The following is an 11,598-nucleotide window of genomic DNA, read 5'->3' on the forward strand; positions in this document are numbered from 1 at the left end:
GTCTCACTAACTGTCTCACTTAACCTGATTCACTTAACCGATATGCCCAGCCATCCGCGTGGTTCGGGACGTTCCGGCCTGTCGATTTAATCGTTTAACGCTTAGCCGAAGGCGTCAGCTTTTCCATAATCGGTCGCCTATGGCTTGGCGTTAAACAATCAGTCGAGCCAAACCGATTAAATCGACAGCCCGGTTCGTCACCGGTTCCCAGACCGCTGCCAGGGAACCCAACGTCGGGCGACTTCGGCTACCGTCAAGCCTAAGTGCGTTCCCAGGCAGGAATCGGGGGACGAGCCTTCCTGCCCCACAAGCCAGACGCATAATGGATACAATCAGCCAGTGGTCTGAGTTCAGAATCGACTTTCTAAGGCTTTCTTACCATGACAGTTTCCACCTCCATGATCGAGCACGCCATTCTTTTGGCCGCAGAGCTACTCACCAAAGCGGCGAAGTTACAGACGCCCCAGGAGCGGCGACAGCAATCGGAATTCGACCGCATGGTCAGCAACCCCAAGGACAAAGCGACCTTGGTGGAAATGACCGATCAAGCGTTCCGGACGCATTGCGCCGCTCGTGTTGCCGACCAGTTGACACATCTGCTTGACGTGCAAGGGGTCCCTCGTTTCTTTAACCCTGTCGAACAGGTGATGCTAAAAGGTTTTCAATCGTTCGGCGAATACCTCCCCGGTGTTGCCGTGCCGCTGGTAAAAGAAAAGATGCGGAAAGAAACAGCCAATGTTATTTTGCCCGCCGAACCGGAATTGCTCGCGGAACACTTGAAGAATCGGCAAAAGCATGGCGTCGAAATGAATGTCAACTTGCTCGGCGAAGCAATTCTAGGCGAAGCCGAAGCCCGACGCCGAGTGGAACAGTGTTATCGAGCGCTTCGAATGCCTGACCTGCATTGCTTGTCGGTAAAGATTTCGACCTTGTACAGCCAAATCACTCCGCTGGCTCGTAAGCATAGCATCGGTAAGGTCGCCGACCGTCTAGAGGCTCTGTACCGGTTCGCGACCAATGAAGAATCAAAGCACAAGGGCGGCGGCAACCATGAAAAGTTTGTCTATCTTGACATGGAAGAGTACCGTGATCTCTACCTGACCGCAGACATTCTGTGCGAAACACTCGACCGTGAAGGTCTTTCGGATGCCCGCGCGGGTGTTGCGCTGCAAGCCTATCTGCCCGACTCTTATCCCGTGATGATGCGATTAATCGATTGGTCGCAGCGACGAGTCGCCGCAGGAGCACGTCCATTGACAATTCGGTTGGTCAAAGGCGCGAACATGGAAATGGAACGAGTCGATGCATCACTGCGAGGCATCCCTGCGGCACCCTATCAAACAAAAGTCGAAACCGATGCGAACTTCAAGCGGATGCTGCGAAAATTGATGGATGCGGCCGCAGAGGGGCATGTGCGTGTTGGAGTCGCGTCGCATAACTTGTTCGATGTTTCTCTCGCTCTCCTCTGGGCGATCGAAGCGGGGGCAATGGAGCACGTGCAATTTGAAATGCTCGAAGGGATGGCGAATCACCAACGCCGTGCGCTTTCCCAAAAAAACGTCGACATGGTGCTCTACGCACCCGCCTGTTTCAAAGATGGTTTCCTCAATGCCGTTGGCTATTTGATTCGCCGACTTGATGAGAATACGGGCCCAGATAACTTTTTACGACACGCTTATCAACTGCAACCGGGAAGCGAAGACTTCGAGCGTTTAGCAAACGGCTTCCGAAATTCATTCGAGCTGATCGATTCGGTCAGCGATGAACCGAGACGCATTGAGTGGGAACGTCCTGCAAAAGATCTTAGCCCCTCGGTCGGAGATTCGTGGGACACGTTCGTCAATGAACCCGATACCGATTGGTCATTGCCGGCGAACGCGGATTGGATCGAGGGAGTTTTGAAAACATGGAAAGATCGTTGCACTGATCTGACGAGTGAATTGCCCGATAAAGCTATCGGCGATGATCGCGAAGTCGTTACCCGTTACGATCCTTCGCGGCCCGATTTCGCTGTTTGTACCTACCATCCGTTAAGCGTCAATGAACTCGAGCAAACCGTTGACCGTGCCGCAAACGACGAAGATGGCTGGAGCAAAACGACACTCGAGTACCGCCATAAACTGCTTCGCTCGGCGGCATCTCTACTTCGCGAGCGGCGTGGCGATTTCATTGCCGTGATGATGGCCGATGGTGGCAAGACGGTGAGCGAATCAGATCCTGAAGTTAGCGAAGCAATTGACTTTTGTGAATTCTATCCGTTAACCGCCAAGTACTGGGCCGAGGATCCGAACATCCGCGTTTGCCCACGCGGCGTCGTGGCTGTCGTTTCACCATGGAATTTCCCGCTCGCCATTCCTGCGGGCGGTATCGCTTCGGCGCTGGCGGCGGGGAACCGAGTCCTCTTGAAGCCTGCTTCACAAACCGTGTTGACGGCTTGGAAACTCTGCCAAGCATTTTGGGATGCTGGTGTCCCCAAGTCGGCATTGCAGCTCGCCGCTTGCAGCGGACAGACCGCGGAAGCAGGATTGATCAAGAATCCTAAAGTCGACGTCGTCATCTTAACGGGCGGAACCGAAACAGCAAAACGCATGTTGGCTGCCCGTCCTGATCTATATCTATTGGCGGAAACGGGTGGCAAGAACGCCACGATCGTGACGGCGATGGCTGACCGTGAATTGGCTGTCAAACATGTTGTGCAATCTGCCTTCGGGCATTGCGGCCAAAAGTGCAGTGCCACGTCGTTACTTCTACTAGAAGAAGAGGTCTTCAACGACAAAGACTTTAAGGCGTTATTGGCCGATGCGGTTGAAAGTATCCGGGTTGGTTCGAGTTGGGACTTGTCGACTCGAATGGGACCACTCCAGTCAAAACCGACTGCCGATCTAAATCACGCCATGAAAACGCTCGAAAACGATGAGTCGTGGTTGGTCCATCCCGAACGCGTTGATGACAATCCGAATCTGTACAGACCCAGCGTAAAGTGGAACATTGAACCGGGCAGTTTCTCGCATTTGACGGAATTGTTTGGGCCGGTTCTTGGAGTCATGCGGTATTCAAAACTCGAGGAAGCGATCGAGATTGTCCGTTCGACTGGCTACGGATTGACGAGTGGGATTGAAAGTTTAGATGACCGCGAAATCGACCTTTGGCGAGACACGATCCATGCCGGTAATTTGTACATCAACCGGCCAACCACTGGTGCGATCGTTCTTCGGCAACCGTTCGGCGGCGTCGGGCTAAGCGCCTACGGACCAGGCGTGAAGGCAGGCGGCCCGCACTACGTGTTGTCCTTGATGCATGTCGGAAACGCCGACGCGTTACCTACCGAAGCGAATCAGGATCCGCTTGATCGTCGATTAACCGATTGGCTCTTGCAATCGGATTTAGACCAATCAATCAAGCAGCGAGTACGAACGGCGATTGCATCGCAACAGAAAGCGTGGGAGCGAGAATTCTCAAAACAACACGATACGTTCCATTTGATCGGGCAAGACAATATCCGGCGTTACCGCAGCACACAGGGACTGAACATCCGCGTTGTTGCGAACGACCTGCTTGAAGACATGCTCGTCTGCTTGACAGCTGCGATCACAACCGAATCACAAATCACGTTGTCCATCGATCCGGGTATCGATCTGAAAATAACGGAGACACTCGATTCACTCGCCGACACTTTCCCTGGCCTACTTCATCCTTTGGAAGAGTCGACTTCCGAGCTGGCAGTACGTTTAAGAGAAGGGAACGTTGGACGGATCCGTGTGCTAAGTAACGAGGTTGCCGATGAGCTTGAAGAGGCCGCAGCGGACGCGTTTGTTACCATTCTTCGCGATCCGGTCGTTCTTGATGGCCGAATAGAATGCCTTCGATACCTCGACGAGCAATCGATTTCGCACGACTATCACCGCTACGGCAATCTAGGACGAAGAAGCCTGTTATCTTGAACTCCATTGATACGAATGATTTGCCGGTTGCGGCATGCCTGCCTGAGATACTTCGCGCAGCTTCCTCATCACATCCCGTCGTGCTGAAAGCACCGCCGGGTGCTGGGAAGACAACGTTGGTGCCGCTCGCCCTGCTGCACAACGACACGGTTACGGAGGGGCAGATTCTACTGATTCAACCACGCCGCATCGCCGCTCGTGCCGCCGCCAGTCGTTTGTCGCATCTCAACGGTACGCCGCTTGGCAAAACGATTGGCTATCACGTCCGTTTCGATCGCTGTGCCAGCTCTGACACAAAAGTTTTAGTATTGACGACTGGCATGTTGCTCAGGCGTTTAACGATCGATCCCTTATTGGAAAATGTAGGCTGCGTGATCCTTGATGAATTCCATGAACGTAGCTCCGAACTCGACTTGGCGTTGGGGATGATCGAGCGAATTCGCTCAACGCTACGAGAAGAGTTGAAAGTAATTGTCATGTCAGCAACCCTCGAACCGGAGCCAATTGTCGAGTTTTTTCGCCGATCGGGAACCCTCGCAATCGCGATCGAATCGGCTGGCCGATCCTACCCGGTTGATATCCACTATGCGTCATCGCTAAGTCGGCAGCCAATCGATCGGCAGGTTTTAGACGTTTTGCCGAACGTGCTTGAACAAACAGCCGGCCATGTGCTTATTTTTCTGCCTGGCGTTGGCGAAATCAAACGCGTGCACCGCGCGATACAGAACCTACAAATCTCGCCGGAGTATGACGTCTTTGATTTGTATGGAGATTTGACGGCATCGGCACAGGATGAAGTGATCCGGCCGAGCCAGCGACGCAAAGTGATCCTTTCGACCAATGTTGCCGAGACGTCGGTCACGATTCCAGGAGTGACTGCAGTAATCGACAGTGGGCTATCACGGATGATGACGTTCCGTCCCCAAATCGGTTTGCCGTCGCTGCGACGGGTGCCGATCTCCCAGGCGTCGGCTGACCAACGTGCGGGACGAGCAGGGCGTACCGAACCAGGAATCTGTTGTCGCTTGTGGCCGAAGGCGGCTCATCATTCACGAAGAGAGAATGACTTACCCGAAATCCAGCGAGCCGATTTCAGTCGTGCTGCGATGATGCTCTCCGCATGGGGTGAACGCGAAACACTTGACTTTCCCTGGTTAACCCCACCAAGTCAAGCGAGTATCGATCAATCGAAAAAACTGCTTCAACGAATGGATGCAATCAACGACCAATGTCAATTGACGGCGACCGGGCAACGAATGGTTGCGTTGCCGCTGCACCCGCGTATCGCTCGTTTCTTGATAGCAGCGAATGATTGTGGTTTGCCGCTCCGCAGCGCAGCGCTCGCGGCCGCTTTGATGACCGAGCGAAGCCCCTTTTCGAACCGGTCACAGGTCCCTGGGCTAATCGATCAAATCGCAGCGATGAGTCGTTTCGTGGATGGTGATCGATCGCTGGAAGTGTCAACGTCGGCGGCCAAGCAAATGGAAAGGGTTTCGAACCAGTTGATTCGAACGATGGGCACAAAGTCGTTGGCTGAGCATGCGAGCGATCCGCATCTTGACCACGGGGCAAACCGATCGTTGCTCTCACGCGCTCTGTTGGCCGCGTTCCCTGATCGTGTCGCCCGCCGCCGCGATGAGAATCGTGAAAAAGCGGTTATGGTTGGCGGGCGTGGAGTCCGTCTTCGCGGCGAAGCGTTGACGAGCGATGCGAATCTGTTTGTCTGTATCGATGTGGATGATAAAGGGGTCGATGCCGACGTCCGAACCGCCATTGCAATTCAACAAGACTGGCTTAGCGATCATTTGCTGCAAGTGAACCAAGAGTATGAATTTGATCCGTCACGTGAATCGGTCATTGCTCGGCGTCGCGAGTATTATGACGACTTGATGCTCAGCGAATCGCCGATTCAGTGCAAGCCAAGCGATGCCGTAGCCCAGCAGTTGTTTGATGCTTCACGAGGTCGATGTAGCGAGCTTGTTCGCGGTCAGAACCGTGATGCGGAAATGTTTCTAACTCGTTCACGCCTACTGGCCAAATGGATGCCTGAGCTGAAATTGCCAATGCTTGACGATGATGCGATAAGTGAAGTATTGAAAGAGTTATGCCGAACTCGCACCTCGATCGCCGAGCTCCGCTCCGCTCCTTGGCTGGCAATGATGAAAGCGAAATTTGATTATTCTCAACAACAACAGTTGGAAAGGTTTGCACCAGAACGGTTAGTCGTTCCGAGCGGCAATTCGATTCGCATAGAGTATCACGAGGAAAAGCCGCCGACGATGCGAGTGAAGTTGCAAGAGCTTTTCGGATGGACCGAGACGCCGACCATTGCCGGTGGTCGAGTGAAGATCCAATTGCATTTACTCGGCCCCAATCGGCGGCCCCAGCAAATCACGGATGACTTAGCCAGTTTTTGGAAAAACACCTATCAAACCGTTCGTAAGGATTTACGCAGTCGCTACCCCAAGCACGATTGGCCGGTTGACCCCTTGTCGGCAAAAGCGACCCACAACGGACTTAAGCCGCGAACGAATTAGAGCGCTGGAACCTGGGCTATCGCGGACTCACACACTTCATGGAATCGCCCAAACAGAACGTCCGGTTTAGGGAATGGCCAATGGCGCCCACTCCGTGGGCGTTTTTCGCGTACTTCCCCAACTCATGAGCCGGACGTACTGCAAAGGCTCCACTCCACCCGGCACTCGGCACCCGGCACTCGGCAACCGGCATGCTCGATTTGACTTTGCGAGGCATTCGGCGTTGGTGTATGTTAATCTCAAGCCCAACCGATATGGATTTTGAGTTTCTCTAGAAATCTAACTAGTCGCAACTATGCTCACCGAAGCTGATACGGCAATCGTATTTAACATCCAACATTACTCCGTTCACGATGGACCAGGAATTCGTACGACAGTGTTTTTGAAAGGCTGTCCGCTGAATTGTTGGTGGTGTCACAATCCTGAGAGCCGTGACGGAAAGCCTGCGATTTTCATGTTTCCTGATCGTTGTATCGGCTGCGAGACCTGCTTGACGGTGTGCCCCGAAAACGTCGCAGAACCGCTCGATTGGAACCCTGCCGGACGCTGCGATGTGGAGCGTTGTACGATGTGCCTAGAGTGCGCGGATGCCTGTCCAGCCGAAGCTAGAACCGTCGTAGGCACCCCTTATGGTGTCGACGAGTTGATGGCGGAAATCGACAAGGACCAAGTCTTCTACGAGCAATCGGGCGGTGGGGTGACCTTCTCGGGAGGCGATCCGCTCGGTACGCGACAAAATGCCGCATTCCTACTTTCGTGCCTAAAAGCTTGTGAAAAGCGAGGCTATCATCGTGCTGTCGATACCGCGGGGTTCGCATCGCGGCAAACGGTTCTGTCGGTCGCTCCGCTGACCGATTTGTTTCTCTATGATCTAAAAATGTTGGACGATGAGAAGCATCGAAAATACGTTGGAGTCAGCAACCAATTGATCCTCGACAACCTGCGATTACTCAGTTCGCTCGATGCCGAAGTTTGGATTCGCGTGCCATTGATTCCTGGGATCAATGACGATGATTGCAATTTGGACGAGACGGCTGCGTTCGTTTCTTCACTGGATCGCTCGTATCCAATTCACTTACTTCCTTATCATCGAATCGGTAGTGATAAGCACCGGCATCTCGATGAAGATTATTTACTACAAACATTGGATCCACCCTCGGATGAGGAGGTCGCACGCGCGGCGGAGCGGCTCAGAGCTCATTCATTAGAGGTCATTGTCGGAGGTTCGAGAGATGAATGAACGTGTTGCCAGATTGCGTCAAAAGAGCGTTGACACGAAGCCCAGCATCAGTGCCGAGCGTGCTCGTTTGTTGACCGAATTCTACCGAGACAACGAGGGTAAATACTCGATCCCAGTATTGCGTGCAATGGCGTTTAAGCACCTTTGTGAGCACAAGACGATCTACATTGGGGATGAGGAATTGATCGTTGGTGAACGAGGGCCCCTGCCATCGGTGACACCGACGTTCCCAGAATTGACATGTCATAGCATTGACGACTTAGAGATCCTCCGCTCTCGGGAAAAGACGAGTTATGGTGTACCGCCGGAAGCGATTGAAGTTTATCGTCAGCAAGTGATTCCCTATTGGCGAGGGCGGTCGATTCGCGACCGCGTGTTCCCTCTCTTGCCGCAGACTTGGCATGACGCCTATGACGCGGGCGTGTTCACTGAATTCATGGAGCAGCGTGCCCCGGGGCATACCGTTTCGGATGGAAAAATCTATGTCAAGGGCTTGCTCGATTTTAAGAAAGAGATTGCCGATGCCGAAGCGAAGCTTGACGACTTGCGAGATATCGAAGCTTTTCAAAAACGCGAACAGTTATCAGCAATGGAGATAGCAGCGGATGCGGCGATCTTGTTTGCCCACCGCCATGCTGAACTTGCCCGTCAAATGGCCGAACAAGCATCGGAGCCAACGCGAAAAGCAGAACTGCTTCGAATTGCCGATGTATGCCAGCGAGTGCCGGCGTATGCCCCGCGAGATTTTCGGGAGGCATTGCAAACCTATTGGTTTTATCATCTCGGCGTGATCACGGAACTGAACGGCTGGGACTCCTTCAATCCGGGCCATTTGGATCAACACCTTTGGCCGTTCTACGAGCGAGAAATCGCAGCGCGTACTCTGGACCGCGAATCCGCAAAGGAACTTCTCGAATGTTGGTGGGTCAAATTCAACAACCATCCCGCCCCACCCAAAGTCGGCGTGACGGCCGCGGAAAGTGGCACGTATACCGATTTTGCGAACATCAATCTTGGAGGACTACGAAGAGACGGGACCGACGCGGTCACCGAACTCTCCTACCTGCTGCTCGAAGTGATCGATGAAATGCATATTTTGCAACCAAGCAACAACGTCCAATTGTCTCGCAAGAACCCCGACCGGTTCATGAAAGAGGCCGCGAGAGTGATTCGCAAAGGCTATGGGTTCCCTTCGGTCTTCAATGCGGACGGGGTTGTCGAACAACTCCTTCGACAAGGCAAAACACTTGAGGATGCTCGTGAAGGTGGTACCAGCGGCTGCGTCGAATCGGGCGCGTTTGGGAAAGAAGCGTACGTTTTAACCGGCTATTTCAACCTTCCTAAGATTCTCGAGTTGACCTTGCACAATGGATTTGATCCGCGCACGAAAAAACAACTGGGGCCGAAAACAGGTGATCCCTCGGAGTTCGCTACGTTCGAGGATCTATTCGCCGCTTGGCAAGAACAGGTAAACTACTTCGTGGAACTGAAGATAAAGGGCAACCACACCTTTGAGCAAATGTACGCAAACTATGCACCTGCACCCTTTTTGTCGATCATTATCGACGATTGCATCGCCAAGGGCCAAGACTACAACGCGGGTGGTGCACGCTACAACACCAGCTATCTCCAAGGGGTTGGCATCGGTAGCCTGACGGACAGCTTCGCTGCGATCGACCAGCATGTGTTTCGCGACCGAAGTCTCAGCATGAGCGATTTGCTCAAATATTTGGAACGCGACTTCGCCGACCAAGAGAAGCTACGGCAGTTACTGCTCAATAAGACCGCGAAGTATGGGAATGACAACGAGTATGTTGATCAAATCATGGTACGTTGCTTCAACACGTTTTTCAACGCGGTGGAGGGCCGGCCAAACGTCCGAGGCGGGGAGTACCATATCGATATGTTGCCGACGACGTGCCATGTCTACTTTGGTTCCGTTTTGGGGGCGTCCGCGGATGGAAGACGAAGCGGGATGCCGCTTTCGGAAGGTATTTCGCCCGTTCAAGGAGCGGATCGCAAGGGGCCTACCGCTGTATTTAAATCAGCTGCCAAAATGGACCATGCCAAGACGGGCGGTACGCTACTGAATATGAAGTTCTCGCCAGGACTACTGAAAGGCGAACAAGGGCTTGCCAACGTGACCCACTTGGTTCGCAGCTATTTCAAAATGGACAGTCATCATGTGCAATTCAACGTAGTCGATGTTGACTTGCTCCGCCGGGCACAGGCGAATCCACAGGCTCACCGCGATTTGATCGTACGTGTCGCGGGCTATAGTGACTACTTCTGTGATTTGTCTCAAGCTCTACAAGATGAGATTATCGCGAGGACGGAGCACGAATCGTATTGACGCCCTCCCCCCCCGGACTCGCATCCGGGACTATCGCTTCGAACCGCTTCTAACCGCTTCTAACCGCTTCGCGAGGATGAAAGATCGCAACTTCAATACTTAGGCGTCGGCTTAGGTGAATGAGTTTTTGTCCGCCGCTCGCCTTAGCCCGGATGATTCATTAGCCGTTTTGGCGATAGCGGGCTGTCGATTTAATCGGTTTGACTCGACTGATTGTTTTACGCCAAGCCATAGGCGACCGATGATGGAAAAGCTGACGCCTTCGGCTAAAGCGTTAAACGATTAAATCAGCAGGCCGCTAACGCCAAAACGGCTAATACGCAGACTGTTTTTCGAGCAATGAACGTAAACGCTTGAAGGCGTAGACGTTAGCAAAACAATTTGCAAGCCCATGAATCATCCACCTTAGCGGACACGGCGCATATAAAGCGTGAACTTTTTGTCCATTTCAACCAAGGTCATGCCAAATGCTTTTTCAAACGTCGCAATTCGCTCACGCTCGTTTTGCTCGACCAGTGGCTTGCCTTCGCTGAGCGTCCGCATGTAGTCGACATACTCGTCACGCATCGTTTTGATTAAAAAGTAGGTGAGTGCCCATCCTTCGGCATAGGCATCCGACGCGGTCGCGGGACTTCGAAAGCGATCATCATCGGCCAACAGTGTTGCCAGCGATTCTTCGGGGCGTTTCGGCACGTATTGTTTCCAACGCTTCAGGTTGACTTGGTTCACATTACCGATGCCTCGCCATCCACGTGAATTTCGGCGGTCGGGTGCCTCGAAAAACATTGCCAATCCTTCACTCACCCACATCGGGTTGTCCGCGAAGCGACGTTGAAGCCCGCAATTGTACGCCAACTGATGCGTTGCTTCATGAATGATCGTCGCAATGTTTCTCTCCCAATCCGGTACGTTGAATGTCGTCATGCGGTTGCTCGACAAATGGTAATAGCCGATCAACGAATTTGCCGTATCACCTATCTCGGCTCCCGCGTGGTCGATAAACGCATCATGATTAGCCAGAACCAGAGCGACGAGCGGAAACCTCGGTTCGTTCAATTTCCAACCCTGATTGTTCCAGTACGCAAAGAAAACGCGATAGAGTTGTTCGAACAATGTCGCAACCTGACGAACATGGTTTTCATCGGTGTTGTGGATGACAAGATAGTTGGCAGTACGATAGACCGAAAAACCGCTGGGCAATTCTTTCAACATTCGCTCAGCCATCGTATTGTCATCGATTGGCGACAGCGCTTCATTGTTTGAGGATCGGCGGATGATCTGCTCGGGCTGGACCATCCAAATTCGCCCATCGTCTGACAACAGCATGACGCCGCCGTCTTGAGCCTCGACCAACACTTCCGCAACCACCGAACGTTCGATGCTCTGGGCGTCACCCACGGCCGGTTCCGTGAAGACGATGTTTTCCACTGCCGTCGCTGGAATGGCCTCGCCAATGAGTGAAATGAAGAAGATGGTAGCCAATAGACGGAATTGGTAAGCGCAGCTTCCAGTTAGATGCTGGAATCG

General features: G+C 53.0%; 5 protein-coding genes. 4 read left to right on the top strand and 1 reads right to left on the bottom strand.

All coding sequences use genetic code 11. The features are described 5' to 3' along the window. Nucleotides 1-380 precede the first annotated feature (380 nt). The 4 genes from Q31b_RS18130 to hypD all read left to right on the top strand — a co-directional run bounded on the left by Q31b_RS18130 (nucleotide 381) and on the right by hypD (nucleotide 10,071). Complete coding sequence (locus Q31b_RS18130) at nucleotides 381-3,941, top strand: bifunctional proline dehydrogenase/L-glutamate gamma-semialdehyde dehydrogenase (RefSeq protein WP_146601081.1); 3,561 nt, start codon at nucleotides 381-383, stop codon at nucleotides 3,939-3,941. Further along, nucleotides 3,938-6,478 (top strand): ATP-dependent helicase HrpB, encoded by a 2,541-nt coding sequence (hrpB, locus tag Q31b_RS18135; RefSeq protein ID WP_197171772.1) that lies wholly within the window; start codon nucleotides 3,938-3,940, stop codon nucleotides 6,476-6,478. Before Q31b_RS18130 ends, hrpB begins: the two co-directional genes overlap by 4 nt. Nucleotides 6,479-6,773: 295 nt before the next feature. Next, nucleotides 6,774-7,718: a glycyl-radical enzyme activating protein gene (locus Q31b_RS18140; RefSeq protein ID WP_146601083.1), complete on the top strand. Its 945-nt coding sequence runs from the start codon at nucleotides 6,774-6,776 to the stop codon at nucleotides 7,716-7,718. Then, complete coding sequence (hypD, locus tag Q31b_RS18145; RefSeq protein WP_146601084.1) at nucleotides 7,711-10,071, top strand: trans-4-hydroxy-L-proline dehydratase; 2,361 nt, start codon at nucleotides 7,711-7,713, stop codon at nucleotides 10,069-10,071. The genes Q31b_RS18140 and hypD overlap by 8 nt, the downstream gene beginning before the upstream one ends. Nucleotides 10,072-10,476: 405 nt before the next feature. Here hypD and Q31b_RS18150 read toward each other — a convergent pair whose 3' ends face one another. After that, nucleotides 10,477-11,553 (bottom strand): DUF1570 domain-containing protein, encoded by a 1,077-nt coding sequence (locus Q31b_RS18150; RefSeq protein ID WP_390622334.1) that lies wholly within the window; start codon nucleotides 11,551-11,553, stop codon nucleotides 10,477-10,479. Nucleotides 11,554-11,598 lie beyond the last annotated feature (45 nt).

It is taken from the genome of Novipirellula aureliae, assembly GCF_007860185.1.
Taxonomy (GTDB): Bacteria; Planctomycetota; Planctomycetia; order Pirellulales; family Pirellulaceae; genus Novipirellula_A; species Novipirellula_A aureliae.

Coding starts and splice junctions, on each gene's coding strand:
- Q31b_RS18130 (WP_146601081.1), top strand. CDS start 381: ATGACAGTTTCCACCTCCATGATCGAGCACGCCATTCTTTTGGCCGCA.
- Q31b_RS18140 (WP_146601083.1), top strand. CDS start 6,774: ATGCTCACCGAAGCTGATACGGCAATCGTATTTAACATCCAACATTAC.
- hypD (WP_146601084.1), top strand. CDS start 7,711: ATGAATGAACGTGTTGCCAGATTGCGTCAAAAGAGCGTTGACACGAAG.